Origin of the sequence: Paenibacillus sp. UNC499MF (assembly GCF_900107975.1) — a bacterium.
In the GTDB taxonomy this organism is placed as follows: Bacteria; Bacillota; Bacilli; order Paenibacillales; family NBRC-103111; genus Paenibacillus_F.
Window position 1 is genome coordinate 62,285 of sequence record NZ_FNVF01000016.1, and the last position, 26,247, is coordinate 88,531.

Sequence of the window (26,247 nt, forward strand, 5' to 3'; positions counted from 1 at the left end):
GCAGCACCCGCATTTCTGGTAAACATTAGTTAACATGCTTATCATAGCAGGGAAAATGTGGTTTTTCAATCGGGGGTAAAAGAAAGAAGATATATTATCAACTATAGTAAATATTTGTGTTTACAATAGTAAATTATAATGCTACCATGGAATTAATTAGGAAATGGGAGCCGTGATTTTTTATGAGAATTATCGCCAAATCGGATGAATTTATCCGCAGAAGAATGACCCTGGGGCTGACTCAGCGGGAGCTTGCCAGACAGACGGGATTGAGCCACGCGTACATAAGCTTGCTGGAGCGTTCGATGAAGTCGGTCGGTCCGGGAGCGGCCAAGCGTTTGAGCATCGTTCTCGGAAAGCAGGTCGAGGAGTTGTTCCATATTCAGTGAGGAGAAGGAGCGGTCTTGCCAGAGGCCGCTCCTTTTCTTTATCACCGCAGAGCCTTGTTTTTCCCTGCCGGAAAACCAGATGGGGAAGAGTCAGGCGCCGAATTTGACGACTTTGTTCTTCCCGGTCGTTTTGGCCTTGTACATCGCTTCGTCCGCCTGTTTGATCAGCTTGTCTCCCGTAAGGCCTTTCTTGTACGTGCTGAAACCCATGCTGACGGTGACGATGGTTTCTTCTTCGATGCGCTTGCGGATTCTCTCCGCGAGTTCGGCGGGTTTGACATCGGGATCGGTCAGCAGAATAACCAGCTCCTCGCCGCCGTATCGTCCCACAATGCCGCTTTCGTCCGCTTCCTGACGCATGATGCTGGCTACCTGCTTGAGCATCTCGTCTCCCATGTGATGGCCCTTGGTATCGTTAAGCTTTTTAAAATTGTCTATGTCGCTGAACAGGACGGAAACGTTCAAATTCAGCCGTAAGTACTGCGAAACTCGTTTGTCGAAATATTTGCGGTTATATACCTTGGTCAGACCATCGGTAATCGAGGACTGGTAAATCGCCTGCATAAGCTCGACGACCCGGTCGAACAAAAGGAAGAAAAGAATCGTCGCGTAGATCACCGGAATAAACCATTCCGCCAGCATCAGCCATTTCTGCTCCCCTTGAAACAGGTAAAGGTTGACCATATGTGCCGTTTGTCTGGCGAAATACAAAGTCATCACGGCCTGGAATTTTCCCTGCTGTCCGATCAGAGGAGTAATGGTATACGCGCACAAAAAGATCAGCACAAACATATAAAGCTCCAGCGGCAGATCGGCCAGCAGCGCGGCCTGCTCGGGGCTTCCCCCGGAAGGCGGATAGAAATGAAAAGCGGAAACGCCGAGGGCGACCGCGATCAAGCCGTAAAAAGATAAATAATGACGCCGCCGCGTCGGGTTATACAGCTGATAAATGCCGAGATTGACCAGGACAAAAGTAACCGCCTGGAGAAGACTGTCCACAAAGCCGGACATCCCTTGAAGCTGGCCTGAGGCCTGCCAGTAAATCCGCAGGAGGTTGTGGACGAGCATAAGGATGAGCGAAACGGTCATCGAGAGATAGCCTTTTTTCCTGCGCGTGTAATAAAGCCTTCCTGAAATGAAAATCATCAGGGTAATAATGACTAGCATCATGGAGCTGGCCGTTTCCGGACCCCATGTTTCAATCGGATCGTTCCACAAGTTCAACATTCCTCCGAAGTTGTCCGTCCCGTCCTGCGGGGTCCGGATTCAAATGTACGTTCGCATTTTCAGGCGACTTCATTATAGCAAAATAGGGCGGGGACAAGAACAACTTTTTTCGGAAAACTCCCCGAAGTCCGAAACGCCGTCCGGGCAGGAAGGGGCGTGTTCTCTTTTCTATTAGCCGGGCAGAAGGTACAATGAGAAGAGGCTGAGCGTATGATGCTGTAAGCCGGATTTGCGCCGCAGGAGCGGACGGAGGATCAGGAGTGTGCACCGATGAACATTTTGCAAGCGTTATTCTTCCCGCCGGAGCAGCCGGGCGGAGTTTCTTCCATGGTCCCGTATATCACCGAAAAATTTAATAAAAGAGGCTGGGACATGGAGCTTTTTTCCCTTCCCAGAAGGGTCCGGGGCAAGGGAACCGAGCCCGTTACCTTCAGCACGTTCGATTGGACCCGTTATGCGGGAAATCCGATCGTGGACAAATATATCCAGACTTACAAAGACTACGTATGGTGGACAAAGCTTCGTATCCGCAAAAGCTACGATCTGATTCACGCCCATCATCCGATTGCCGCGCTCGCTATCAAGGAAGTGTTTCCGGACACGACCGTCATCGTAACGGTTCACTCCAGCTACGAGGGAGAGCTTCTGCTGAACGGAAAAATAGAGGAAGGCGGTCCCGAACAGCTCTTTCTGACATCGATTTACGGTGAAATGGAAGCGCGGCTGGACCAGATTTTAACGGTTTCGAACTCATTTAAAGGCTATATAAGCGAATATATCCAGGACCCCGACCGGATCGGGGTTATTCCCAACGGCTACGACGAGAAGCGCTTCCGGCCGATTTCCCACGAGAACGAAGTGGCCCAGCTCATTACGGTCTGCCGTCTCGTTCCGGCCAAAGGGCTCGAAACGCTTCTTCAGGCGTGCGCGATGCTCAAGGAGCGTGGGCATCCTTTCGTCCTCCATATTATCGGCGACGGCCCTTCACGGACAGAGCTGGAAGAATTGGCGAAGAAGCTGAACTTATATGAAGATATTATTTTTTACGGGTACATGCTTCATCCGGAAGAGTTTATGCCGTTCTTCGATATTTTCGTCCTTCCTTCGAAGGCTGAAGCGTTCGGCTCCGTATTCGCGGAGGCGGCTCTATGCCTGCTTGCCCTCGTGGGCACGAATGTCGGAGGGATTGCCGAGCAGATCGAGAACGGACGCAACGGTCTGCTTGTGGAGCCGGGGGATGCTTCCGCACTCAGCCAGGCGCTGGAGAAGGTCGTCGTCGATCCGACCTACCGGTATCAGCTGGCCCGTGCGGCTTCCGAGAAAGCGAAGAAATCGTACTCGCTGAACCGTGTAATCCGTCAACTTCGCGGAGTGTACGAGAGGTACGGGAAATGAAGCGGCATACCGGTATAAGACAGACGAAGGAGGCGGACGCATGAAGGCGCTGAAATTTCTCCATGCCGCCGACCTTCACCTCGACAGTCCGTTCAAGGGGATGAACTCGGTTCCCGACCGGATCCGCGGGGTGATCCGGGAATCGACCTTCGGAGCGTTAAGCCGGCTCGTCCGGCTGGCGGTCCGGGAGAAGGTCGATTTCGCTGTTTTCAGCGGCGATATTTACGACGCCGGCGACCGCTCCCTAAGGGCTCAGCTTCGTTTCCGCAGCGCCCTTGCGGAGCTGGACCGGGCGGGAATCCCCGCCTTGATTATCCACGGCAATCACGATCCGCTCGACGGCCGGGGGGCGTCCCTGGAATGGCCGGCGGGCGTGCACGTATTTCCGGCGGACAAGGTCGGGACGGTACGGATCGTGAAGGAAAACCGCGGACTTATCGCCGAAGTTCACGGCATCTCGTATGCGTCCGCGGCCGTAACGGAAAACCTCGCCCTGCGTTTCCGGGGCGGGGACGCTTCGGTTTTTCAGGTGGCTCTCCTCCATACGAATGTAGACGGCCACCCGGGCTACGACAACTATGCGCCCTGCAGCAGAGGAGATCTTACGGGGCGGGGAATCGACTATTGGGCTCTGGGCCACATCCATACGAGAGAAATTCTCATGGAAGCGAAACCCGCCGTCGTCTATCCCGGCAATATACAGGGCAGGAGCATACGGGAATGCGGCCCGCGAGGGTGCTATATCGTGACCGTGGATGAGAACGGGAGCCCTGCTCTGGATTTTCACGCGCTCGACGGGGTGCGCTGGCAGGAGGAATCTCTATCGATCGCGGGCATCGGCTCGGAACAGGAACTGCAGGAAAGCCTGCAGGATCTGCTGGCCCGGGTAAGAGAGAAGGCCGAGGGCAGACCTTCCGTCGCCCGGATCATTTTGGAAGGCCGGGGGCCTCTTCATTTGAAACTGCAGACAGGTAGCACCCTCTCCGACCTGCTCCGGGAACTTCGCGAGAGCGAGCTTCTGGCGCTGGCGGGGCGTTCGGCCGCCGGATACGGCAGCGGCGCAGGCAGCTTCGGAGCGGGCGGCAATCATACGGACGCGCCGCTCCCAGAAGAGCACCGCAAGGATGAGACCCCTGATTCCTATCGTGGGGAATCCTTCTCCGGCGAAGTCTTCCGCAATTCGGAAGCGGACGCTCCATTCGTGTGGATTGAATCTATAGAAGCCCGGACCGGGCAGGATATCGATTTTGAAGGGCTTCTCCGGGAGGAGAGCTTCGTAGGCGACCTTCTCCGGCTGGCGGAAGAGCTGGCGGCGGATGAGGCAAAGCTGCGGGAATTTGCGGGAGAGGCGCTTGGTTCTCTGCTGGACCAGAACGGAGCTTCCAGGCTTTTCGCAGGAGCCGGCGGGCTTCCCGATGACATAGGGGAATGGCTGGAGGCGGCGCGGGAACTCGCCGTCGACCAGCTCATGCCGGAGGGGAGGGGCAGCAAATGATGATCCGGGAAATAAGAGTCCGCGTGTTCGGCTCCCTGCACGACCGTACATACCGGTTCGATTCGCCCGTTACCGTGCTTTACGGGCCCAATGAGGCGGGCAAAAGCACCCTGCTCGGTTTCATCCGCGCCGTTCTGTTCGGGTTTCCTACGCGGTCCCAGGCTGCCGACCGCTACGAGCCCGAAGGCGGAGGTCCCCACGGAGGGGCGCTGCTGCTGGAGGACAAGCAGGGCCGGACCGTCCTGATCGAACGCTACGCGGATCACGGCGGTCCGGGACGCCCTCCTGCAGCCGGAGCCGTCAAAGTAACGCTCGAAGGGGGCGCGATAGGCGGCGAGGAACTCCTCCGGCAGCTGCTCGGAGGATTGTCCGCAGAGCTCTTCCGGAGCTTGTTCGCCTTCGGGCTGGGCGAGCTTCAAGAGCTGCGTACTCTCCAGGGAGACGACATCGGCGGCTACCTTTACGGAGCGGGCTTCGGCGTGAGCGGGAGCGCCGTAGTGGAAGCGGAGCGCAAACTGGCCGCCAGGGCCGACGCCCTGTTCAGGCCCAGAGGCCGGACCCAGGAGCTGAACCGCAGCATCCGGGCGTACGAGGAGCTCCGCTCCAGCCGGAGCCGTTCCGCCGACGAGATCAGCCGGTACGAGGAAGCGACGGCGGAATGGAACCGCCTCGGGGACCGGCTGCACGAGCTGGACTCCGCCCGGGCGGAGACGGCCGCAGAGCTGGAGTGGACCCGGCGCTGCGTGAAGGCCTTCGAGCCGTGGCTGAAACTGCGCCGGATTCAGGAAGAGATAGCGGAAATTCGTGAAATTCCCGGATTTCCGCTTCATGCCGCAGCTCGCTATGAAGCCATCCGTCAGGAACGGGACGAATTCGAGAATGAGCGGCGTCAGTACGAGGAAGAGAGCATAGCGCTTCTGCGGGCTCTCGAAGCCCTGCCCCTCCGCGAAGAGCTGCTCGAAGACGCGGCCGAACTGTCCGCCCTTGAAGAAGAGGCGGCTTCGTACCGGAGCGGGCAGCTAGCGGCGGCTTCCGCGGAGACGGAGAGAACTCAGCTGAACGACGCGCTGGCGGGTCTCCTGCGGCAGCTCGACGAGCAGTGGACGCGGCAGGATCTGGCCGATTTCCCCGTATCGGTCGGTATGAAAGAGCACATCCGGGAAGCGCGGGATGCTTTCGCCAAATGGGACGGGGAGAGAGCGCTGCTCGACAGCGAACTGAGCCGGGTGTTCGGCCGCCTGGAAGAGCAGCAGGGCGAGCTTGCCGAGCGGCAGCTGGAATGGAGCGAATGGCTGACGCTGTCGGGTCTCCGGGAAGACGCGCCGGGAGCCCGCACTGCCGCGGAATCGGGTCTACTGCGGCGCTTATCGGCCGATTACGCCGAGTGGAGAGTGCTGAAAAGCGAAGGAGAACAGCGGGAGCGGCTCCGGGAAGAAGAACGGCGCAGACAGGAGGAGTTCGGAGCCTGGTCGAACAGGAGCCGGAGCGAATCCGAGCTTTCAAGGAAGAAGACCGCTTACGCAGCGGCGGCTGTCGCGGTTCTTCTGCCCGCGGCGCTGCTCTTCAGCGGACAGAAAGCTGCGGCTGCCGCCGTATTCGCCGTGCTGGCGGCCGGTACGGTCTGGCTGATGCTCGGCTCGCGTGCCGGCAGCCGCGGAAACGGGCGCGGCCCGGATACCCTTCCGCCGGAATCCCGGTCGGAGGGGAGAGGGCGTGCCCGCCGGGGAAGAGCGGCCTCCTCCGGCGCGTGGTTGTCCGCTGCCGAGCAGCAGGGCGAAGCTGACGCTGAGGCAGACGGCGCAGATGCCCGTCTGGAGTCTGACATGGCGGCTCTCCGGCAGCGGCTTCAGCAAAATCTGGCGCTTCTTCTGGGCGGCAGCGGAGCGGGAAGCCGCGAAGCCGCCGCGGCCCGTGGTGCTGGTGCACCCGGTGCGCCCGGCTTATCCGGTGAAGCTGCGTCTCGGGGCCGGATGCCTCTGCCGTCCTGGCCCGAGACGCTGAACTGGCTGGAACGGGAGCTGGAAAGCTGGCTGACCGGCACCGATCTATGGGCGCAGCACCGCTCCGAAATGGAGCGCCGCCGGGCCAAGCTGGAAGAGCTGAAACAGAGCATTCAGTCGCTGGAGAAGCAGCAGGAGGCGGCCTCGGCCCGTATGCGCTCGCTGGAAGAGCGGGCCGCGGCCGGGCAGGAGAGCTGGAGCGCCTGGCTGCGCGAACGCAAGCTGCGGCCGCACCTGTCTCCCGAAGCGGCGCTGGATTCGCTGCAGCTCATCGCCCGCGGGCATGACCTGCTGCAGCGACTTGCCGGCTGCGAGGCGAAGCTTGCCGCCCTGCAGGCTTCATCCGCCGCGTTCGAAGAGCGGACGGCCCGGCTGCTGGGCGCCGCCGAGGCGGCGGACCCGCTGCTGGGGCTGCGGCGCCGCTCCGAGCGTCTTGCGGAGCAGCGCGAGCTGCTCGCAAGGCGCGAGCGCATGGCGGCCGAGGCCGCGGAGGCCCGCCGCCGGGAGACGGCTGCCGCGCAAAAGGCGCGGCACGCGGCCGGCCGGCTGCAAGCGCTCCTGAGCGAGGCGCAGGCCGCCGGCGAAGAGGAGCTTCTCCGGCAGGCGGCTCTCCAGGAGCGCCGGGCCGGGCTTGCGGCCGAAGCGCGGCTCCTCTCCGGCGCGCTTGACGCGCATGCCGGCGTCGCGCGGCGTGAGCGGCTCGATGAGGCCCTGGCCGGTGCCGACGAAGGGAGCCTCGCTTCGCGCGAGGAGGAGCTGTCCGGCCGCCTGAGCGGCATGGAGGCCGAGGGAAACCGCCTGCGCGACAGGCGCGGACGCCTGGCCGGCGAGCTGGAGAAGCTCGAAGGCGGGAGCGAGCGCGGGGATCTGCTTCAGCGCACCGAGGAGCAGCTAGCCGAGGTGCGGGAGCTCGGCGGCAAATACGCGGTGCTCGCGATGGCCGCCCTGCTCGTGAAGCGGACGCGTGAACGCTGTGAGCGCGAGCGCCAGCCGGGCGTGCTCCGCCGGGCTTCGGCGTGCTTTGCGGCGATGACGGGCGGCCGGTTTACGCAGGTGGTCGCGCCGTTCGGACAGCAGCGGCTCTATGCCGTACGGCCGGACGGGCGGCAGGTGGATTCATCGAAACTGAGCCGTGGAACCGCGGAGCAGCTATACTTGTCGATGAGATTCGCACTCGTCGAAGAGTTTACCGGCGGAGCTTCCCTGCCGCTCGTTTTTGACGATATATTCGTCAATTTCGATAAGGAGCGGATGGAGGGGGCGCTGCGGATTATCGGGCAGCTCGGCGGTAATCGGCAGGTTCTGCTTTTTTCTTGCCACGAGCATGTAAGAGACGCGGTGAGAAGGATTTCTCCCGCGGCAGGTGTGCTTAATGTTTAAGAGACAACCAAAAGACCCTTCTTAATTTAAAGGAAGGGTCTTTTGGCTTTTCATCGTATATGTCCTGAATGTATACGTTCTATTCTCTTTTGCCTTCGGGAGAAAGAACTTTGAGATGGATACGGACCCTAACTTCCAGTTTTTTGATTTGTTCTTCCCAGTTTGCCGTATCCCAGCCCCTCATCCGGAATTGCTCGCCGATCCCGAGAATATCGAGGCCCTGCTCCTTGGTGCCGTTCAGCAGTCTCGTAAAGTTTTTCTCCCAGAGCCGGCTGCCTTCTTTTTCGATTTCGTCCACATGACGGTACGGACTATGCTCCTTGCTTTCCAGGATAGTGGCTTGAATAAAGTAGGTAAAAGTTACCCGTTTCCGGGCAATCTCCATTTTCCGCCGGACTTCTTTAATTTGCAGAGCGTTGCGTTTCCCGGGATCGGCATGCAGAATAACTTCTTTTCCCTGCCGGTTTACGAGCACATTGAACTCTCTGGACTCGATCCCGTTCAAATGATAAAGAAGCCGGTCCCGGCGGAGAAAGCTTTCCCCCATAAAGTTTAATTCCTTGTTTTCAAAGCTGAAGCGGTTGAGATGGATGCTGTGCAGAGTGCTCATGACCGCTTTGTTCACCTGCCAGAGGCGGCTGGCGAGAAAGGTCGGGACAAACGCGTAGCCTTTGGTTGAAAAATTCGTCAGCCCCCCGTTATCTTTCCGGAACAGTTCGCTTACTTTGTCGGTGGTGACAAACATATGAACGGTCTGGTCGATGTTCGGCGATCTCACCAGAAAATCCATGTAAGGATAGATGCCTTCTCTGGCGATTTTGTCGCTGAACATGATAAAGCTGACTTTATCGAGGGACAGCTCTTTTTGCAGGCGTGTCCGGATCTGCCTCAGGCAGTCGGGAATATTCGACCCGATCGCTTGGCGGATGATATATTTGGGTGTTTTTCCGCCTGGGCTGCCTTCGCTGCCTCCGCTTTTCATTCCGTCCATGTCGATTTCCATCATGCTGATTTCAAGCTCGCCATTGTCCGCACGGTCGATTCCCATCCCGACGATAAAGGACTGTTCCCGGATCTCCGAAATGCTCAAACAACCGGCAAGCGCTGGGGCTCCGGTCACAAGCATGAGAACAAGCAGCCATTTTCTCATCCCGTCTTCTCCTTCCTGAAAAGACTGACGATCCACATGTAATTGGGGATCAGGACGAAAATAATGCCGAATACAAGCGCGGTAATGTAGACCAGCCGATCGACTTCGTTCACGGTCAGAGTCCGGAGAAAAGCGAGAGACATGAGGACCGAGACGATCACGTACATCCGTTTGATCCGCCGGGTGTTGAAAAGCCTGCAAAGCGCCTGGGAGCAGCAGGTGACGCATACGATCAGAATCATAATGTTGACCAGCACGAAAAACAGAGGGGCCAGGAAGCTTAGCTTTTCAAAAGGAAGCAGGAGAAAAGGCACGGTTTCCATCGACTCCTGATACGGGAAAGTGAACGTTTTGGCGGTCTCGTAACCGAAGACCATAATGGGCAGCAGATAGGAGAGCATTACCTCGGCCCCGGCCGTAACGGTAGCGACTGCCGACAGACGAAGCAGATTTTTATCCGACCGGATATATGGATACAGAAAATAGAGGACGGCGAAGCCTTTAAACAGGTAAAAAATCGTCAGCATATTTTTGCCGAGCAGCCTCGGCAGGCCGAAATTTCCGAGCGGCAGCAGGTTGGTGACATCGATGTTGCGCAGCTGGGGCAAGTTGATGCTGAGCAGCCAGACTGTCATCACAAAGCCGAGCAGCAGGAAAAGACGCGCCCAGGCTTCTATCCCTTTCCAAACCATGTAAAGCACGACGGGCATAACAAGAAGCACGATCGTGTAAACCGGCGTATATTTCAACTGCAGATAGGAAACCAGGAGCCAGTGTTCGCCGAAAGTCAAATCTCCCCAGATAAAAAAGTAAACCGCGATGCAGCCGACATATACGGCCGATAAAAATTTGCCGAGATACAGTCGGGACCACTCCGCGATATCGCCTTCGGGATGCCGGCTCGATAAGCGGACCGCGACATAGGTATTCCATAAGGAAATGGCCAGCGCAAGCAGAAGCAGCACCCATCCGTGCTGATCCATCTGCTGGGACAAGTAAGCCGGGAATCTCAGCGGACCCATCGCAATGGAGGCGACCGCCAGTATGACGAACCATTGAAGTCCCGAGATGCTCGGCCTGGTCATGACGAATCTCCTCTCTGGCTGTGTTTGTCCACCGGTTTAAAGACCGGGTCCCGGTCCTTCAATTTCTGCGCGCTCGGCCTGAAAAACTGCATCCGGATCGCTTTTAGGCTGAGCGGGCTGAAAGGCGCCGTGTACGGGATACTGAGCGACTTGGTAGAGGCGAGATGTCCCAGCAGCAGGACGGAACACACGGTGATTCCGTAGAAGCCGAACAGCCCCGCCGCCAATATAAACGGGTATTTCCACAGACGCGCCGCATAAGAAATCTGATACGAAGCGATATAGGCTCCTACGGCGGAGATGGAAGCGACGATAATCATAAATTTGCTGGTCAATCCCGCCTGTGCCGCCGCTTGGCCGATAATCAGGCTTCCGACGACATTCAAGGCGGAGCCGACATTGCCGGGGACGTAAGTCATCCCCTCGTTGAGCACATCCATGACGATCATCATCATCAGCGTTTCAAACAAGCTTGTATAAGGGATTCCGGCCTGATCCTGGGCGATGGAGATGGCGAAGACTGTCGGAAGAATGGACGAGTCTACCGTAACCAGGGCCAGATAGACCGCAGGCGCGTAAATCGCGATGACAAAAGCCAGAATCCGGACAAGCCGGACGAATGTCGGAATAAGCGAGCCGTGCATGACCGCTTCCCCGCCGATAAAGCTGGTGAGCACGGTATTCGGCAGGAAGGCGATAAAAGGAGATCCGTCCATGAGAATCCCGATTCTTCCTTTCAGGAGATTCAGGGCCGAACGCGCCGGCAGCTCGCTTTTTTCATATAAAGGGAAGGGAGTCAGATTAGGGCCGCTTATGAATTCCATCAATTCTTTCATCAGCACGACGGAATCCGTCTGGATGACTTCGATTTTGCGCTCGATTTCGTCCACCCACTCCTGCTGGGCGACGTCGTTCAGATAGACGACCGCTACGGTCGTTTTGGACCTTTCTCCGACCTCGTAATAATGAACGATCAGGTTGGGGTCCCGCAGACGTCTTCTCAGCAGTCCGAGATTAACGTCGATATCCTCGACGAAAGATTCTTGAGGACCGAGGAGCACCCGTTCGATTTTGGGAGGCTCGATGGCGCGTCCTTTTTGAAAAGGCACCGGAAAAGACAGCGCGCTGTGCGGCAGCCGGTTATGAAGCAGAATGACGTCTCCCTGTAGCAAGCGCTTCAAAGCGTCCGACACTTTCCGGATCTGGGTTCCCGTCGGGAAGAGAGTCGGCCAGTCGTCCGGCTGCGATTCCCAGCGGCTTAGACGGGGGGCGACGTCGTTTTGAAACAGGCTTTTGTCGATAGCGGTACTGATATACATACAGCCGGAACTGCCGTTGTCCGTGAGGCTCCACTGAAATTCGTCGGTCGGCAGAAGCTCCTGGAAAAGCTGAATAACCGCGTCCGTGTCGGCGGCAAGAGGTATTTCCCACTGGTCGGCGTTTAGTGTAGGCGCCGCCGGGAGCGCCGGGCGTCCGTGATGCTTCCGGCTGTCGTTCTGGTCGGTCATAGTGTCCCTCCACTCGTGCTAGAGTTTTAAGGTTAGACTTCCCAGATCACCGGAAAAATACCATTCGGAACCGGATCGGAGCAAAGGGGATAATGGCAGAGGCTGGAAAAAGAGGGGTCAGGAGACGTTGTTGCAGGTGAACGGCAAACCCGCTGGCGGCATCGCCATACAAAAGAAACAGGCGTATTCTCCCCGTTTCAGGAGAATACGCCTGTTTTATGAATGCGCCGGACCCGGTGGTCCGGATCTGGGTAGGGTACGGGGCGGACGCCGTTTTTTGCGTGGCTGTCCGCAGCAGCAGGCCGTGGCCGTATCGGCAGACGTACAGTCGGTTGCAGGAGCAGGCCGCAAAGGCATACGTATTAGCTAGCGGGTCGCAGGAGCAGATCGTACTGGTCACCCGCATCAGCCGGCCGCATGAGCAGACTATATTGGTCTTCCGCAGTAGCAGGCTGTATCAACCGTCCGCACCAGCAATCCGCATCTCTAAGCCGTATCGACCGCCCGGATCAGTAATCCGTCACCGTGACGGAGCGGAAGATCCGCTCGACATCTTCGGCGGTAACGACCCCCGCCTGCATCTGCAGGGCGTTGGCGCTTCCGCATGCCGCGCCGAAGCGGACCGCATCGGCGTCGCTGCTTCCCCGGCGGAGAGCCGTAACCATGCCGGCCACCATCGCGTCGCCGCTGCCGACCGGGTTCACGGCCCGGATCGCCGGGATGGCGACCCGACGCACGCGGCCGCCGCTGCCCGCGAGAGCTCCGCGCGCACCGAGCGAGACGACGACGTGCCGGATCCCGCGCTGCATCAGCTCCCGGATGCAGGCGGCCAGCTCGTCGTCGGAGGCAGCGGGCCTGCCGAGCAGCCGCACGCTTTCATGCTCATTGGGCTTAATGAGCAGGGGCATCGCCTCGAGTCCGGCAGCCAGGGCGTCGCCGCTTGCGTCGAGGACGGCCTCGGCGCCCGCTTCTTTTGCGAGCGCGATCAGCTCCGCATAAAGCGTGGGAGGGCAGCCGAGCGGGAGACTGCCGGAGAAGCACACGTGCGTGGACCTTCCCGCGAGCGCTTTCACCTTCTCCTTGAGGGACTGAAGGGAGCTTTCGGCGATGGCGGGACCGGGCTCCAGCAGCTCCGTCTGCGTGCCGTTATCCGCATCCAGGACGGTCAGGCAGAGGCGGGATTCGCCGGGGACTTCCGTGAAGTCATGAGGAATGCCCTCTGCATCGAGTCCGCTGCGGATAAATTGTCCGTTGAACCCGGCCACGAAGCCGGCGGCCGTGACGGGTTCGCCGAGCAGCCGCGCTACCCGGGCGACATTGATTCCTTTGCCGCCGGGCACGGCGATCATGTCCGATACGCGGGATACCCGGTCCATTTCGAAGCTTTTTACGCTGTAAGTTTTATCGATTGCCGCATTGAGGGTGACGGTGGTAATCATCCGGGTTCTCCTGTCCTGACTGAAATTATCTGAAATCTTCGGCGCGGCCTACACAGCCGGTTAGGCGCATTTTCGCCTGTGCCAGCTCTTTGACGGCTGCTTTGGCCGGTACCATATATTTGCGCGGGTCGTTTTCATCCGGATTGGCCTGGAAGACCTTCTTGATGGCATCGGAGAAGGCGATGCGCAGCTCTGTGGCGACGTTCATTTTGGCCATGCCGAGGGATACGCAGCGTTTCACCTGCTCTTCCGGTATGCCGGAGCCGCCGTGCAGAACGAGAGGAAGGCTCACTTTGCGGTAGATTTCTTCCAGCTTGCCGAATGCGATTTTCGGTTCACCCTTGTAAATGCCGTGAGCGGTCCCGATGGCAGGCGCAAGCGTAGGCACGCCGGTCAGTTCCACGAAGCGTACGCATTCGTCGGGATCGGCGAGGAGGGCGTCCTCGTCGGCTACGACGATATCGTCCTCGACGCCGCCCACTTTGCCAAGCTCCGCCTCCACGTTTACGCCGGCAGCCCGGGCGACTTTCACGACATCCTGCGTCTGCCGCACGTTGTCCTCGAACGGATGCATGGAAGCGTCAATCATGACCGATGTATAGCCTTCCCGGATGCATTGTACGATAAGCTCGTAATCCGTACAATGATCGAGATGAAGCGCGATCGGGACGGAAGACCGTTTGGCGGCGGCGGATGCGGCAGCCACGATATAGTCGGGGCCCAGGTGCTTCACCGTGCCGACCGTGGTTTGCAGAATCAGCGGAGCCTGAAGCTCCTCGGCCGCCTCGACGACGGCCTGCAGCATTTCCAGTGTGTGCACGTTAAAGGCCGTAATGCCGTAACCGTTTTGACGGGCTGTTTGAAGCAGGTGCGTGGAAGAAATCAAATGAGCCATTTTGAAAAACCCCTTCGTATAAAATGATTGAAACGATCAAAATTATGATTTATAATGTCATTAAGTTGATTATAAGGGAGGAAATTAGAAGATGTCAAACGTTCAAGGCCAATTAACGTATACCGAAATCAGCGCTCAGTCCGCCGCTCTGCAGGCCGCTTGGGATCAGCTTCAGAAGCAGTCCGACTGGGTGAACCGTTATATAGGAAACGATCAATACGAGGAAGTCGTTTTTATCGGATCGGGCTCTTCCTATTACCAGTCGATCACGATGGCGGCGACGTTCCGCAAATGGACCGGACGCAGCGCATCCGCTCAGCCTTCCTCCGATATTTTCCTGCTGCGCGACGCTACTCTCCCGAGAGAGAAGAAGCTCCTGATTGTAGGCGTATCGCGTTCGGGAGAATCCCACGAGGTACTTCTTGCGCTTGATTCCGTCAAAAATGCGGCTCATATCGATACGTGCGGCATCACCTGTCACGAGACAAGCAAATTGTTCGGAATGACGGAATGCCTGCTTTCTCCGCTGGGCAAAGAGAAGAGCACGGTGATGAGCAAATCGCTCAGTTCCATGACCTTTATGATGCAGGCCGCAATCGCGATGGCGGCGGGCAGCGACGCATACTTACAAGAGCTTAAAACTGTGTTAGAATTAGACGAAGAACTGGTCAAAGCCTCGGATACGGGCATCAAAGAATGGGTGTCGGCGCACGACTTCAACAAAACGGTCTATCTGGGACTCGGAGCACTCGGAGGTTTGGCGCTGGAAGCCTGCCTTAAGCTGAAGGAAATGACGTATACGTGGACGGAAGCGTACGGCACGCTCGAGTTCAGACACGGTCCCAAATCCATCGTCGACTCGGGTACGCTTGTCTGCTTCCTGCTTTCGCAGTCCGCCCGCGAATACGAGCTGAAGGTAGCCAGGGAGCTGAAGGAATACGGGGCGACGATCCTGCTTCTGGCCGCGGAGCGCGGGGAAGACACGGATTTTGCGGATCTGGTTCTGGAACTCGGCGGAGCCGCGCTCAGCGATGAAGCGCGCAGCGTATTGTATTTGCCCGCTGTCCAGTACAACGGCTATTACAACGCGATGAAGCGCGGGCTGAATCCGGACGATCCGCGCAACCTTACCCAGTTCGTCGAAATTTAACCTTGTGACGGAGTGACAGTTGAAATGAATGACACGACTCCTTCCAAAGGAGATCTCAGGCGCCAGCAGATTATGACGATCCTCAAGCAGCAGGGGCGCATTACCATTGGGGAGATCATCGAGCATTTTCAATGTTCGGAAGCGACGGCAAGACGCGATTTGGACCTTCTGGAGAAAAAAGGCGAGGTTGTCCGCACCATCGGCGGAGCCCTTTTCGAAGGCCTCACGGCGGTCCGCGAAACCTCGTTCGCCGAGAAGAAGCAGCAGCTCTGGCTGGAGAAGGAAGCGATCGCCCGCAGGGCGGCCGGCCTTATCGAGGAAGGGGACAGCGTCTGCCTGACCGGCGGCACCACAACTTTCCTTATTGCCCGCGAGCTGAAGCAGCGCCAGGGGATTACGGTCGTGACCAATGCCGTGAATATCGCCATGGAACTGGCCGACAGCGAAGGTCTGCAGGTCGTCGTCGTCGGCGGCGTCATGCGCAGCAAAAGCTTCGAGCTCAGCGGGCCGCTGGCCGAGAAGACGATCGAGCATCTCAACATCGAGAAGCTCTTTCTCGGTGTGGACGGCGTTTCCGCGGACAAAGGCATTACGACGTTCTCCGAGCTCGAAGCCCAGACAGCCCGTCTTTTGATGAGCCGCACCCAGCATACGATAGCAGTGTTTGACCATACCAAGGTGGGGAAAGCCTCCTTGTTCTCCATAGCTCCGCTTGCGGACGTAAACGTGTGTGTGACAGACGCGAGGTTGGAACCTGACATGGAGAAGGTTCTTGAGCAGCACGGCATTACCACTTTGTATGCGAACGCATAAGGGAAAGGACGGACGGGAATGAGCTTTTTCATCGGCGTTGATCTCGGAGGAACGAATATTGTATGCGGGTTGTTGGATGAGGAATTTAACGTCCTCGCCAAAAGCAAACAGCCTACGGAAGCGGCCAAAGGCAGCGACTATGTGCTGGAAAAGATTGCGGTTATGGTGGAAACGCTGCTCGTAGAGCAGAATATCGCGCCCGGACAATTGAAAGCGGTCGGAATCGGGACGCCGGGCTTTATCGATCCGGTTCGCGGTGTGTGCGTATTCGCCAGCAACCTCCGCTGGAGCGAAGTGCCGGTATCCGACCAACTCGGAGCAAGACTGGGCGTCCCGGTCTTTATCGACAACGACGTCCGGATGTACGTCTACGGCGAAGCCATGAAGGGACCGGGCCGCGGCTACGAGCATGTGCTCGGAATTACGCTCGGGACCGGCATGTCGGCCGGCTTGGTCAATAACGGCCAGCTGTATTACGGCGGCGGCTTCATGGCCGGCGAAATCGGACACATTCGCGTCGACGATGCGGAAACGACGCCTTGCGGCTGCGGACTCGTCGGCTGTCTCGAAACGATCGCATCCGCGACGGGTATTGTCCGCCAGGTCAGGGAAGCGCTTGCGGCAGGCCGCGAGAGCATCCTGGGCGAATGGTTCCCCGGTGAGGAAGCGGCTTCCGTTACGGCCGCGGACGTGTCCCGCGCGTATGACGAAGGCGACCGCCTGGCGATCGAGGTCATGAACCATACCGGCAAGCTGCTGGGCCGCGGACTTTCGTATGCCGTAACCATGTACAGCCCCGACGCGCTGATTATCGGAGGGGGAGCATCCCTGGCCGGCGAGCGTTTGTTCAAGCCTATGCGCGAAGAACTTCAGAAGTCCGTTTACAAAGGCTACTGGGAACGTCTCACCATCCACCCCGGCACCCTTATCGACGACGGCGGCGTCATCGGCAGCGCGGCTTTCGCCGCTAACCGCGCGGCAGGAATCGTCTAAGCCTTTTTTCGGAGATATTCGAGATTTTTCTAGGTATAAAGTCATTATTTATGCATGTAAAAAACAGGAAAGACCTTTCCCTATGTCGAAGTAGGACGGAAAGGTCTTTTTTTTGCTGCGGCACAACTTGTCCGCCGCAATCGTCGTCTAAATAGAAGACCGGGTACATAGAGGTTCCGAGGAACTGGGGGGACAGACATTTGTCTGAGAAGAAAAAGCCGGCAAAACCCGGAGAACGGGAAATTACTTATCAGGTAGGACGCCGCAAAGGCCGTATCCGTACCGGAAAAGGGAAAGGCTCCGCGCAGAAAGAGAAGAATTCCGGACCGAAGCGGGAGCACGTTCATTCGACAAAATCATCACATAAACGCGAAAAAGGAAAAATTACGGCCGCTCGTGCGCATTCCCGAACCGAACAAGTTGAAGGGATGCAGGCTGCAGAAGCGTCTGAGTTTATAGAACTTCCAAGCAATCCTTTCCCTGCGGCTGCTTCCGGCGAAAGCACGTACCGTGAAGAGGGCCCGCCGGGCCCGGTGGTTCCGCCGAACCCGAAAACGCAGACGGCCCGACTTGCCGGGCAGAACAGCCGGCTTATGGAGCTGCTGTGGCGGTCGACTCCGCTGCCCGGACGGCGGGCCGCGGCCCTAATAAACTGGATTCTGCCAGTCGCCGCCGCGGCGTGTACCGTCTGGGCCGTGTCGAAACTATTATCATTCGGCTGAACAGCCTGCCATAAGGGAGAGGATTCCAATTCAATTGTTTACGATTCTGGCCGTTTTTACAGCCTTTTTCGGGCTTTTTGTCACTGCTGCTTCCGCATATACCGCCTGGATGCTTCACCGGATGTGGAAACGGGATCTGCGGAGTGCCGCTCCCGGTCATGCGGCGGAAATTTTGCAGCGGATAACCCCGCTTGATTACGGGCAGTTTGCGCTGACTGCGATCGGCATGGTAATGCTTCTGGCCGATCTTGTTGCGGTACTGCGCGATGCGGATGCTTTTCCCGATTATCATATCGGCTATTTGCTGTGCGGGTTTTTATTCGTGTTCCTGGGTATGCTGATGAGCTTCGGCCGGCTGCTTCTGACGGTCCGGGCATGGCGCTCCTCAGGCGGCGCGGCTTTTCCACATCATCACGGCCAGCCACACCGAGCTGACAAGGCCGAATAACGGATAAAGCACTGCAAGAAGCGGCTTAAAGCCGATCAGGCTGACGACATAACTGAGCGCGATAAGCAGGAGAAGAACGGTTCTGCGGCTCAGGCCCGTCCGCTGCTGCAGCTGCAGGGTCAGCCCGTAAGTATTGGAAAGATACGTCGTAAAGATTTCACCATAGATGACAAGAAGATATGCAAAAGGGATGAAAGTTCCCATCCCGTTCATAATCCGGGCCATCGGAATGCCGAACTGGCGGATTCCCGGCATTTGCGCGCTCAGGGCATAATGCGCGGCGAAGAGCAGCAGGCCGATTCCGATTCCGCCGAGCAGAGCACCCCGGAAGAGTACGCGCCGGTCTTTGATTTGAGCGCCGAGCGGAACGAGAACCGCTTGGGCGGTGGCGAGGTTAAAGCCGACGTAGAGCAGGGGCGCGGTCCAGGCGCTGAGCGGCGAATGGTCGGTACCGAGGGTCAGCCATGCCTGCGAAGTGGGGAGCTTGTTTGTGTAGAGCACCAGAATAAGACTGAATGCGGCCATAACCGGCACGACGATCGTGTTTACCGTCATAATCGCACCGATACCGCGTGTAATCACGGCATAGGACAGGAGCGCGGTGACGAGCAGTCCGCTCTGGAAGGGCAGGGACAAGTGTTCGGAGAAAACCGTTCCTCCGCCGGCCAGCATGACCGATGAGATGCCGAAAAGAACGAATAAAGTGAACAAACTGATCCATCCGCCGAGTTTCGGGCCGAATAAAGCGGTATTCAAATCTTCATACGATTCCGCCTGGACATCGTGCGCCATAAGCATCATTTTGATGCCCAGCCATACGAATAAGACGCTCGCGAGCGCGATGGTCAAAGAAGCCGCCGCGCCGTAGCGGGTAAAAAACTGCAGGATCTCCTGACCTGAGGCAAAACCCGCTCCCACGACCGTCCCGACATACGTAAAAGCAACCTGTGCGGTTTGCGTCCATGTTTTAGAAACCATTGTTCTCACCCTTCACGTTTCGTACTAGTACAAGGTATGTTTCGGACCGGACGGGCATGACAGCAACATAAGAAACGCGCAGGAACAACCCCGTTAGGAGTGTTATGTAGTGAAAGAAACGATCTTTGAGCTGATTTCCAATTACGGGTATACGGCTCTTTACGCTCTGCTTGCCGCCGGCATAGTCGGCCTGCCGATTCCCGACGAGACGCTGATGACGTTCGTCGGCTCGCTCACGATGGACACCGGTCCGTTGAATTTTACGCATTCGCTTATCGTCTCCTACCTGGGGACGATGACGGGGATGCTGATTTCCTATACGGTCGGACTCCGGCTCGGCAAGCCCTTCCTTTACAAAATCGGAAGGTGGGTGCGCATCAAGCAGGAGCGGATCACCCGTACGGAGCTGTGGTTTCAGAAATACGGCATGTGGGCCGTCTTTTTCGGCTATTTCGTCCCGGGGCTCCGGCATTTTACCTGTTATCTGGCGGGAGTCAGCGGGATTACCCTCTGGCGCTACCTGCTTTTTGCCGGATCGGGCGCTCTGCTGTGGTGCTGTACGTTTCTTTCGCTCGGACATTTTATCGGGGCCAACTTTGAAGCGGTGCTTCACGGGATTCACTCGTATCTCGGCATCTGTATCTTATGGCTCGCCGTTGCCGCGGCAGTCGGTTTTCTTATTTACTATCTCATCCGCAGAAAAAGAAAAAAGAACAGTTAAAAACCCGCCAGCCTTAGGGCTGCGGGTTTTTAACTGTTCTTGCACCGGCGCTTAGCTGGCCGGGAACAATTTGATCGATTGGATCGTATGGCTTTCGGGATCAAGATCCAGCTTCAATACGGTGTTGCGGGCTTTATAGGTCAGCACGTAATCCGTGCGGTTGTCGGGCTTGCCCAGAACGCTCGCGGCATCATCGACGGTTTGTCCGAGACGAAGCCCGCCCAGCCCCGGATCGATATCGGCCGATTGAATCTGGACGAATTCGAGGCGGTCGAACACATTGAAACCGACGGAAAAGGACCCGTACTCGTATACCGTGACGGACTGCGGATCTTCATCCATGACGAACATGTTTTGCGCTTTTCCGAAGAGGTTCAGAACCTCGTCTTTGGTCGTTCCCAGCGTAACGCCCATCAAGGCCGGGTTGTTGGCACGGTAGGTGTTTTCCGGAGTAACCACTGGCTTGGCTTTGACCGGCCCTTCCGTATTTTCGTTGGAAGAAACCGCAGCCGAACGATCGGGAGCCGGCGTCTGCCCGACTGCACCGGAAGGAGAAGGCTTGGCGTTTTCTTCAGATTCCGCCTGATTTGCGGAGGGACCGGCAGGTTCTTTCCCCCAATACGTATGTACAGCTTCACAGCCTGCCGCCGCCGGCAGAACGGAGATCAGAAGACCGATCATCGCTGCTCTGCGGAGTTTGTTCTTCATTGCAATCGTTCCTTTCTTCTGCCGCACCGGTTTCGGACGCGGAGCGACATTCCTTATCATACGCCCTAGGGACGAATCGTTCAAATTTCATATTGGCTTGGATGAGGTGATAGTGGAGACTGGAGTCGTTGTAACGCCACCATAATCTGCCTTGCACGTTTTAAGCCGGCTTTTCTCGCTTTACCGGCGGTAGGAAGAATGAGGACGCCCTCCTATTTATACAGACTGGTCAAAGGGCCGAAAAGTTCCGGGAGAAAGGGCCTAAGGCGTAAAATGGGACTTGAAACCTATGTTTGGCTTGTGGTACGTTAACACATATTCAAAGGTGGAGGAGAAGCTATGGAACTGTTGAAACAACGTATCTTAGAAGCCGGAAGCGTCGTTTCCGACCAAGTCGTTAAATTGGATGCCATCTTGAATCATCAAGTCGATCCTGCATTGATTAAGGAAATGGGCAAGGAATTCGCACGGCGCTTTGTAGAAAGCTCGCCTACCAAAGTGCTGACTGTCGAGTCGTCCGGAATCCCGCTTTCTTTTGCCGTCGCAAGCGAGCTGGGCATCCCGTTTATTTTCGCCAGACGCAAAAAGTCGGTGACTATGGGCGAGGATACTTATTGTGAACGTGTACCGTCCTTCACCAAAGGAATCGTGACGGATATTATGGTTTCTTCCCAATATATAACCGCAAACGACCGGATTTTAATCATAGACGACATTATCGCCAACGGCGATGCGGCCAGGGGGCTGATCCGGATTGTGGAGCGCTCGGGAGCTGAACTGGTCGGAGTCGGGATCGCGGTAGAGAAGGCGTTTCAAGCCGGAGGCCGGGCGATCCGTGAACAGGGGATCCGTACGGAGTCTCTCGTAACGATAACTTCCCTCGAACAAGGACATATTGTGTTCGCAGATTGACCGTTATTTTATGAAAACATTTTCATTCTGCTTCAATGCTTTCCTGGAAGGGGTAAATTCGATATAATAGAGGAAGGTAACTGGAGAGGAGGGATCGCTATGGGAAATGAGCAAATTCCAGCCGAATATTTGCTGGAGAAGCTGTCCGAAGCGAAGAACCATTTCGAACGCGCCCTAGACTGCAAACACACCGAGTTTGATGATTTGTACCCGTATATGATTGAACACCCTCAATTTTTCTGGTATAAACGATACGTGGCATGGTCTGAACTTCTTACGGTGGTCAAATTCTTTATGGAACTTTCCGTTCCGTGGGAATCCCAGTTTACGGTTCAGCAGGTCGATTATATCAAGAAACGCGTCATGTCGAGCAAAGTATTGGATTGCTGGTTTGAAAATACGGATTCCAAAGAACACGTCGGCTGACGTGTTCCTCATAAGCAAGACCTGCCGGGAAGCCGGCAGGTCTTTTTTTAATTCAACACATTCATTTCTTCGATATGTTTGCGGGTTTCTTCCGTCCCCAAATTGTAAAGCGTCTGATAAATCTGCTTGAGATCATAGTCGTAGGCGTCGTTTTCTTTATCCTTGTGATATTCCTTAAAAGGCAGGAGAGCCCGGAAATGCGTCTGCTCGTCCGACTCGTCTATAACCTCGAAAAGCTCGGCCAGTTTGTCGATTTCCTCATCCGTTGCCTTAATTTCGAAATCGAAGTTGATCTCGTCCGCTTCGTCGACGATTTGTTTGGAACCTACGCTGACGTAAAATGTTTTTTTGCCGTCCATCGCTCTTCGCTCCCTTCATATAAGCCTGACCGCAGGTTTTATCCCTTCATTTTAAAAGGATTGCCCAACTAGCCGGCTTCTAAAACCACGCAGTCTGCAGATTTTATTACCCGGTGCCCGAAAAAAATGAATCAGGCGGTTCCATCCGTTCTACAGGCTTCTTGGCTTGCCGCCGGGTTTTGTGTATGCTAGTAGGGATGCTGGCTTTGCCTTTTGCGGGCGAGCGGGCCGAAGATACAATTGCCCAGGAAATTTTTTGGAGCAAAGGAGGGCTTGTCATGATCAGCGACGAGCAGTTAGACCGATACCGGATTGACGGAACCCTGCTTAGAATTGTCAGGGACGCGGATCCGCGCAACGATATACGAGGCTATGTGGTGGCATGGAACGAGTCGTCCGTTGCCATTCGCAAACGCAGCCGGAAGCTGGTTCAACTGGATAGAAAGTATGTTTATCAGCCTTATACGGAAAGTCGTCCCGCCGAGTATACGCTGCCCCGGGAAACTAATGAGGGTGAGGAGGCCTGATCCGTTGAACACTCCAAAATCACTCATCTACTCCGAAAGCCGACCGGCCGCAGGAATAACCGCAGGCGTAAACGGAGGCGAAGCGGGAAGCTATCTTCTGCTGGAGTCTCTTTCGCCTCTAAGGACGTTAAGCTCCGCGCCTTGGGGCGGGGGGTTCGGTTACCACCGTACAATCATCAACCGCAAGGTAGATAAAACGTATGCCTGCGGCAATCCGGTCACTGAGATGAACGAATTTCTGGGGACGGTCGGTCTGAACAGCGAGGAAACGGCCTGCCTGCTTACTTCCGTGCATATGAGCGGCCTCGGCGAAAGTCATCTTCGAATGGACGATCCTGTTCCCGTGACGGTAACAGCCGGCGTAACCGGGTTCGATTCTTGCGGTACGTCCGAAGGTAAGCCGGATGCTCCCGCCGAAGCCCGGAAAGCGCACCGCCTCTCCGGTGCGCCTGACGCAAGGCCGGGAACCCTGGTGACCGGAGGAGCCGGGCTTCCGGCCGGCGCAGGCAAAGGTGCCGCGGAATCGGCGGCCGCTATCGCGGCGGACACCGGAATAGCCGTCAGCGCCTGGGTGACCGTCGGCTATTCCAACATGGCGCGGGCCGGACGCGGGCTTCCGGCTTCGGCGCTGTTTCCCGGCACGATTAATATTATCGTGGCCGTGGAAGGCGAGTTGACCGATGAGGCTATGGTCAACGCCGTCATAACCGCCACCGAAGCGAAGGCGGCGGCTCTGCAGGACCTCGGCGTAGCGCTGGAGGACGGCAGCGGGGCGACGGGCACGACGACGGACGCCGTGCTGATCGCAGCCACGCAGAAAGGCCGGGTCCACCGCTACGCGGGAACGGCCACTTACCTCGGCCATATGATCGGCCGGTCCGTTTATGAAGCCGCCATGCAGTCCGGCTTGGCTTACAAGAAGGCTCTGGCGCTTCCGTAAGGTTTGGATGCCGGGGCGCACCGATCACGGCTTGCGGCTCACGGCTTGCGTTCCGGTGTCTCATGACGTGGCGGGCCGCAGATCTTAACTCGCCTATCAGTCCGCCCGACGCGGCGGTTCACCGACACGCAACGATAAGAAACGAACATAATGATACGTCCCCGCATCAGCACAGCGCATCCTTTCCTTAGGATCGCGCTGTTTCTTTTTGTCCCTATCATGTTAGAAAAAACTCCGGAATAAGCATGAAGTAAGCGTAAACAAGCAAGTTTAAACTCTTTTCGGTAAGGATGCCGATTCTTCTGAAACCGCTGAACACTCCGGCCGTATCATAAAGAAAAGAGAGGGGGATTGCCGTGGAATGGAGTTTGGATATCCCGGTGCTGTTTCTGGCACTCGGGTTTACCTGCTGGTGGCTGGGCGAATGGATTTCGCTGACCCCTCTCAAAGCCGTGGAATTTCCCGTCCCGCAGTTCTCTTCGGATAAGAGCGGTACGCCGGTACTCATCCGGCCGATCGGATTCGGATTTTTTAGGACCCGGCGGAAAATCCCTGCCCGGAGCGATCATCATTCCGGTGAACCGGATTCCTCCCGTTTTAGCGTTGCAAGTTACTGCCGGTATGGCCGCTATCAAAAAACGGGAGGAATCCTTCATGTCACTTTTACAACCTTTCATATCTTTATTGGACCTTATTCTAAACGCTTTAGCCGCCTTTACGACTGATTGGGGGCTGGCGATCCTGCTGCTTGCCCTGCTTGTGCGCAGTCTCTTATTCCGTTTAAATTTGCTCAGTGCCCGGCAGCAGGTGAGACAAATTCGAATGCAGCCGGCTATCCGGGAGCTCCGTGAGCGGTATGCGGACCAATCCGGCAAACTGGGCGAGGAGATGCTCCGGCTGTATTCCCGCTATGGCATCAAGCCTGGGCTTGCTTTTGCGGCAGGGCTTATCCAAATGCCCGTCTTCATGAGCCTTTACCCGTATTTTTCCCAGCATGGCGCCCAAATGACCACCATGCTGATTCCGTGGATGCAGATGCTGGGCGTTCCCGATCCGTCCTACGCGCTTCCCGTACTGTACGGGATAATCGGATGGCTCGGGATGCTGATCAGCCTCGTTCCGGATCAGGCGGCATCCCAGCCAGCGCTGCTCAAGGCGGGAATGCCGCTTGTCATCACGGTCGTTTCATTAGCGGTGATGTGGCGCTCTCCGGCCGCCCTCGTTCTTTACTGGGCGGGAAGCGGTGTCATAACTTTACTGGAACGGTTGTTTTTCCGCTCTTCCTTCGGTCAGAAACTTCTTCATAAAGGAATTCCGGCCCCGGAACCGGTAAACGATTAGCAAGTAGCTGATGAAGAAAAGGAGAACCTCGAAGAGGCTTTCCTTTTCTTTATTTTGGCCAAAATGTATCGGGTTGGTTCTTCTCAAAAAAAGATTAATAATTTGTTTGACAAACGTTTTGGGGCATGATATATTTAATCTCGTTCTTACAAAGCACGCGGTCGTGGCGGAATTGGCAGACGCGCTAGATTCAGGTTCTAGTGGTGTAACAGCCGTGGAGGTTCGAGTCCTCTCGACCGCATCAGCAATACAGGAAAGCCACTGGCTACCGGTCAACCGGAGCAGGTGGCTTTTTTGTTTTTTTAAGAAAAAAACCTTCTTTAAAATGAAACGGTTGCCCGGCCTTTTTCGTATAACGATTTATAAATAAGTGGAAAATGGGTAGTAATTGAAAAGGAGTGTTGTAATTTGGAAAGAACGATGACGTATTCCCACCAAGGATCTTTGTCACACATCTTGCGGACATTTGCGCTTTCTCTGCTGATCTCGTTCGTAGGCATGCTGGCGGGCGCGATGATTGTCCCGCCCTCGATCGTCCCGCTGTTTATTGTCGTTGAGCTCGTCATGATCGTAGCGGCCATTGTCGTTCGTATGCGCGGCAAAAACATCGGTTACGGGTTCTTGTACACCTTTACGGCCATTTCGGGCGTAACCATGTATCCGGTCATTATGTCGTACGGTTCGCTGATCGGTGCCAACCTCGTGTCCGGCGCTTTTCTGGCCACGGCCGTCATATTCGGAGGACTTGCCTGGTACGCGGCCCGTTCCGAGAAGGACTTTAGCTTCCTGGGAGGTTTCCTGTTCGCCGCTACGATCGGTCTTGTGCTGATGGGCGTGCTCTCCCTGTTCGTCAATTTCGGTTCGACCTTGAATCTGCTGTTGTCCGTCGGCGGAATTTTGATCTTCAGCGGCTGGGTGCTGTATGATGTCGCTCAATACCGTGAAGGCGTTGCAGCGGAAGAAGTACCCCTCGCCGCACTGAATCTGTATCTCGACTTCATTAACCTGTTCCTGTATATTCTGCGTTTTATCGCTTCGATTGTCGGCATCAGCCGCGATTGAAGCCGTACGGATTACAGCATATAGACAAAAACCGGCTGACGCTCTGGGAGCGTTAGCCGGTTTTTTTGTGCCGTTTCCCAGCGGTCCCGATGTGTGTCGTTGGCTTTCCGGCAGGCGGTTTCACGCTTGCTGGCGATGTCCGTTTTGTTCCTCCCTGGACAAAGTGTCCGTATTTCTTACGGTG

The 26,247-nt window shown here is 56.6% G+C and carries 25 protein-coding genes and 1 tRNA gene; 17 read left to right on the forward strand and 9 right to left on the reverse strand.

The genetic code is table 11. The features are described 5' to 3' along the window. Positions 1–182 precede the first annotated feature (182 nt). A complete protein-coding gene (locus C4S74_RS22895) occupies positions 183–389 on the forward strand; it encodes a helix-turn-helix domain-containing protein (RefSeq protein ID WP_103997649.1) in 207 nt (68 codons plus the stop codon). A gap of 90 nt (positions 390–479) precedes the next feature. Here the strand turns inward: C4S74_RS22895 and C4S74_RS22900 are convergent, their stop codons facing one another. Beyond that, positions 480–1,616, reverse strand: a complete 1,137-nt coding sequence (locus tag C4S74_RS22900; RefSeq protein WP_258042581.1) for a GGDEF domain-containing protein — start codon at positions 1,614–1,616, stop codon at positions 480–482. 270 nt (positions 1,617–1,886) lie between these two features. On the opposite strand from C4S74_RS22900, the gene C4S74_RS22905 reads away from it, so the two are divergent. From C4S74_RS22905 to C4S74_RS22915, 3 genes are read left to right on the forward strand one after another with little or no spacing between them, the layout of a single operon-like run. After that, the gene (locus tag C4S74_RS22905; RefSeq protein ID WP_103997651.1) at positions 1,887–3,011 is read left to right on the forward strand and encodes a glycosyltransferase family 4 protein; all 1,125 of its coding nucleotides are present in this window, start codon (positions 1,887–1,889) and stop codon (positions 3,009–3,011) included. A 40-nt stretch (positions 3,012–3,051) separates the two neighbouring features. After that, on the forward strand, positions 3,052–4,506 hold the full coding sequence (locus tag C4S74_RS22910) for a DNA repair exonuclease (protein ID WP_103997652.1): 1,455 nt from the start codon (positions 3,052–3,054) through the stop codon (positions 4,504–4,506). Next, entirely contained in the window at positions 4,503–7,886 is a 3,384-nt protein-coding gene (locus C4S74_RS22915; RefSeq protein WP_103997653.1) for an AAA family ATPase, read from the forward strand. The genes C4S74_RS22910 and C4S74_RS22915 overlap by 4 nt, the downstream gene beginning before the upstream one ends. A 79-nt stretch (positions 7,887–7,965) precedes the next feature. Here C4S74_RS22915 and C4S74_RS22920 read toward each other — a convergent pair whose 3' ends face one another. The 5 genes from C4S74_RS22920 to fba all read right to left on the reverse strand — a co-directional run bounded on the left by C4S74_RS22920 (position 7,966) and on the right by fba (position 13,963). Then, positions 7,966–9,036 carry a Ger(x)C family spore germination C-terminal domain-containing protein gene (locus C4S74_RS22920; protein ID WP_103997654.1) on the reverse strand — a complete coding sequence of 357 codons (1,071 nt, stop codon included), beginning with the start codon at positions 9,034–9,036 and terminating at the stop codon, positions 7,966–7,968. After that, positions 9,033–10,121, reverse strand: coding sequence for a GerAB/ArcD/ProY family transporter (locus tag C4S74_RS22925; protein ID WP_103997655.1), 1,089 nt, complete (start codon positions 10,119–10,121; stop codon positions 9,033–9,035). The genes C4S74_RS22920 and C4S74_RS22925 overlap by 4 nt, the downstream gene beginning before the upstream one ends. Beyond that, positions 10,118–11,629: a spore germination protein gene (locus tag C4S74_RS22930; RefSeq protein ID WP_258042582.1), complete on the reverse strand. Its 1,512-nt coding sequence runs from the start codon at positions 11,627–11,629 to the stop codon at positions 10,118–10,120. Before C4S74_RS22930 ends, C4S74_RS22925 begins: the two co-directional genes overlap by 4 nt. Before the next feature lie 509 nt (positions 11,630–12,138). Next, complete coding sequence (pfkB, locus tag C4S74_RS22935; RefSeq protein WP_103997656.1) at positions 12,139–13,068, reverse strand: 1-phosphofructokinase; 930 nt, start codon at positions 13,066–13,068, stop codon at positions 12,139–12,141. A 25-nt stretch (positions 13,069–13,093) separates the two neighbouring features. Continuing rightward, positions 13,094–13,963 carry a class II fructose-1,6-bisphosphate aldolase gene (gene fba, locus C4S74_RS22940; protein ID WP_103997657.1) on the reverse strand — a complete coding sequence of 290 codons (870 nt, stop codon included), beginning with the start codon at positions 13,961–13,963 and terminating at the stop codon, positions 13,094–13,096. Positions 13,964–14,054: 91 nt separating this feature from the next. On the opposite strand from fba, the gene C4S74_RS22945 reads away from it, so the two are divergent. The 5 genes from C4S74_RS22945 to C4S74_RS22965 all read left to right on the forward strand — a co-directional run bounded on the left by C4S74_RS22945 (position 14,055) and on the right by C4S74_RS22965 (position 18,089). After that, positions 14,055–15,113, forward strand: coding sequence for an SIS domain-containing protein (locus C4S74_RS22945; protein WP_103997658.1), 1,059 nt, complete (start codon positions 14,055–14,057; stop codon positions 15,111–15,113). A gap of 24 nt (positions 15,114–15,137) precedes the next feature. Beyond that, complete coding sequence (locus C4S74_RS22950; protein WP_103997659.1) at positions 15,138–15,926, forward strand: DeoR/GlpR family DNA-binding transcription regulator; 789 nt, start codon at positions 15,138–15,140, stop codon at positions 15,924–15,926. Positions 15,927–15,944: 18 nt separating this feature from the next. Continuing rightward, complete coding sequence (locus C4S74_RS22955; protein WP_103997660.1) at positions 15,945–16,919, forward strand: ROK family protein; 975 nt, start codon at positions 15,945–15,947, stop codon at positions 16,917–16,919. Positions 16,920–17,119: 200 nt separating this feature from the next. Beyond that, entirely contained in the window at positions 17,120–17,641 is a 522-nt protein-coding gene (locus tag C4S74_RS22960; protein ID WP_103997661.1) for a hypothetical protein, read from the forward strand. Between the two features lie 34 nt (positions 17,642–17,675). Next, positions 17,676–18,089, forward strand: a complete 414-nt coding sequence (locus C4S74_RS22965) for a hypothetical protein (RefSeq protein ID WP_103997662.1) — start codon at positions 17,676–17,678, stop codon at positions 18,087–18,089. Here the strand turns inward: C4S74_RS22965 and C4S74_RS22970 are convergent. After that, complete coding sequence (locus C4S74_RS22970; protein ID WP_103997663.1) at positions 18,027–19,067, reverse strand: hypothetical protein; 1,041 nt, start codon at positions 19,065–19,067, stop codon at positions 18,027–18,029. The two genes, C4S74_RS22965 and C4S74_RS22970, sit on opposite strands and share 63 nt — an antisense overlap. Positions 19,068–19,176: 109 nt before the next feature. Between C4S74_RS22970 and C4S74_RS22975 the strand changes: the two genes are divergently transcribed. Continuing rightward, on the forward strand, positions 19,177–19,788 hold the full coding sequence (locus C4S74_RS22975; RefSeq protein WP_103997664.1) for a DedA family protein: 612 nt from the start codon (positions 19,177–19,179) through the stop codon (positions 19,786–19,788). 51 nt (positions 19,789–19,839) lie between these two features. Here C4S74_RS22975 and C4S74_RS22980 read toward each other — a convergent pair whose 3' ends face one another. Then, complete coding sequence (locus C4S74_RS22980; RefSeq protein ID WP_103997665.1) at positions 19,840–20,496, reverse strand: hypothetical protein; 657 nt, start codon at positions 20,494–20,496, stop codon at positions 19,840–19,842. Positions 20,497–20,835: 339 nt separating this feature from the next. Between C4S74_RS22980 and C4S74_RS22985 the strand changes: the two genes are divergently transcribed. Beyond that, positions 20,836–21,408 (forward strand): xanthine phosphoribosyltransferase, encoded by a 573-nt coding sequence (locus C4S74_RS22985; protein WP_103997666.1) that lies wholly within the window; start codon positions 20,836–20,838, stop codon positions 21,406–21,408. 99 nt (positions 21,409–21,507) lie between these two features. Next, on the forward strand, positions 21,508–21,834 hold the full coding sequence (locus tag C4S74_RS22990; RefSeq protein ID WP_103997667.1) for a hypothetical protein: 327 nt from the start codon (positions 21,508–21,510) through the stop codon (positions 21,832–21,834). A gap of 47 nt (positions 21,835–21,881) precedes the next feature. Here C4S74_RS22990 and C4S74_RS22995 read toward each other — a convergent pair whose 3' ends face one another. Further along, the gene (locus C4S74_RS22995) at positions 21,882–22,193 is read right to left on the reverse strand and encodes a hypothetical protein (protein WP_009674764.1); all 312 of its coding nucleotides are present in this window, start codon (positions 22,191–22,193) and stop codon (positions 21,882–21,884) included. 278 nt (positions 22,194–22,471) lie between these two features. Here C4S74_RS22995 and C4S74_RS23000 point away from each other — a divergent pair, with 278 nt between their 5' ends. From C4S74_RS23000 to C4S74_RS23025, 5 genes are all read left to right on the forward strand, one after another. After that, entirely contained in the window at positions 22,472–22,720 is a 249-nt protein-coding gene (locus C4S74_RS23000) for a hypothetical protein (protein WP_103997685.1), read from the forward strand. A gap of 4 nt (positions 22,721–22,724) precedes the next feature. Next, complete coding sequence (locus tag C4S74_RS23005) at positions 22,725–23,660, forward strand: adenosylcobinamide amidohydrolase (protein ID WP_103997668.1); 936 nt, start codon at positions 22,725–22,727, stop codon at positions 23,658–23,660. Positions 23,661–24,314: 654 nt separating this feature from the next. Then, positions 24,315–25,001: a YidC/Oxa1 family membrane protein insertase gene (locus tag C4S74_RS23015; RefSeq protein ID WP_103997669.1), complete on the forward strand. Its 687-nt coding sequence runs from the start codon at positions 24,315–24,317 to the stop codon at positions 24,999–25,001. 157 nt (positions 25,002–25,158) lie between these two features. Next, positions 25,159–25,242 (forward strand) — tRNA-Leu (locus C4S74_RS23020). 167 nt (positions 25,243–25,409) lie between these two features. Then, a complete protein-coding gene (locus C4S74_RS23025) occupies positions 25,410–26,063 on the forward strand; it encodes a Bax inhibitor-1/YccA family protein (RefSeq protein WP_103997670.1) in 654 nt (217 codons plus the stop codon). Positions 26,064–26,247 lie beyond the last annotated feature (184 nt).

Bases quoted from the DNA above. Each gene is read 5' to 3' on its own strand.
- C4S74_RS22895 (WP_103997649.1), top strand. From the start codon at position 183: ATGAGAATTATCGCCAAATCGGATGAATTTATCCGCAGAAGAATGACC.
- C4S74_RS22900 (WP_258042581.1), bottom strand. From the start codon at position 1,616: ATGTTGAACTTGTGGAACGATCCGATTGAAACATGGGGTCCGGAAACG.
- C4S74_RS22905 (WP_103997651.1), top strand. From the start codon at position 1,887: ATGAACATTTTGCAAGCGTTATTCTTCCCGCCGGAGCAGCCGGGCGGA.
- C4S74_RS22910 (WP_103997652.1), top strand. From the start codon at position 3,052: ATGAAGGCGCTGAAATTTCTCCATGCCGCCGACCTTCACCTCGACAGT.
- C4S74_RS22915 (WP_103997653.1), top strand. From the start codon at position 4,503: ATGATGATCCGGGAAATAAGAGTCCGCGTGTTCGGCTCCCTGCACGAC.
- C4S74_RS22920 (WP_103997654.1), bottom strand. From the start codon at position 9,036: ATGAGAAAATGGCTGCTTGTTCTCATGCTTGTGACCGGAGCCCCAGCG.
- C4S74_RS22925 (WP_103997655.1), bottom strand. From the start codon at position 10,121: ATGACCAGGCCGAGCATCTCGGGACTTCAATGGTTCGTCATACTGGCG.
- C4S74_RS22930 (WP_258042582.1), bottom strand. From the start codon at position 11,629: ATGACCGACCAGAACGACAGCCGGAAGCATCACGGACGCCCGGCGCTC.
- pfkB (WP_103997656.1), bottom strand. From the start codon at position 13,068: ATGATTACCACCGTCACCCTCAATGCGGCAATCGATAAAACTTACAGC.
- fba (WP_103997657.1), bottom strand. From the start codon at position 13,963: ATGGCTCATTTGATTTCTTCCACGCACCTGCTTCAAACAGCCCGTCAA.
- C4S74_RS22945 (WP_103997658.1), top strand. From the start codon at position 14,055: ATGTCAAACGTTCAAGGCCAATTAACGTATACCGAAATCAGCGCTCAG.
- C4S74_RS22950 (WP_103997659.1), top strand. From the start codon at position 15,138: ATGAATGACACGACTCCTTCCAAAGGAGATCTCAGGCGCCAGCAGATT.
- C4S74_RS22955 (WP_103997660.1), top strand. From the start codon at position 15,945: ATGAGCTTTTTCATCGGCGTTGATCTCGGAGGAACGAATATTGTATGC.
- C4S74_RS22970 (WP_103997663.1), bottom strand. From the start codon at position 19,067: ATGGTTTCTAAAACATGGACGCAAACCGCACAGGTTGCTTTTACGTAT.
- C4S74_RS22980 (WP_103997665.1), bottom strand. From the start codon at position 20,496: ATGAAGAACAAACTCCGCAGAGCAGCGATGATCGGTCTTCTGATCTCC.
- C4S74_RS22985 (WP_103997666.1), top strand. From the start codon at position 20,836: ATGGAACTGTTGAAACAACGTATCTTAGAAGCCGGAAGCGTCGTTTCC.
- C4S74_RS22990 (WP_103997667.1), top strand. From the start codon at position 21,508: ATGGGAAATGAGCAAATTCCAGCCGAATATTTGCTGGAGAAGCTGTCC.
- C4S74_RS22995 (WP_009674764.1), bottom strand. From the start codon at position 22,193: ATGGACGGCAAAAAAACATTTTACGTCAGCGTAGGTTCCAAACAAATC.
- C4S74_RS23000 (WP_103997685.1), top strand. From the start codon at position 22,472: ATGATCAGCGACGAGCAGTTAGACCGATACCGGATTGACGGAACCCTG.
- C4S74_RS23015 (WP_103997669.1), top strand. From the start codon at position 24,315: ATGTCACTTTTACAACCTTTCATATCTTTATTGGACCTTATTCTAAAC.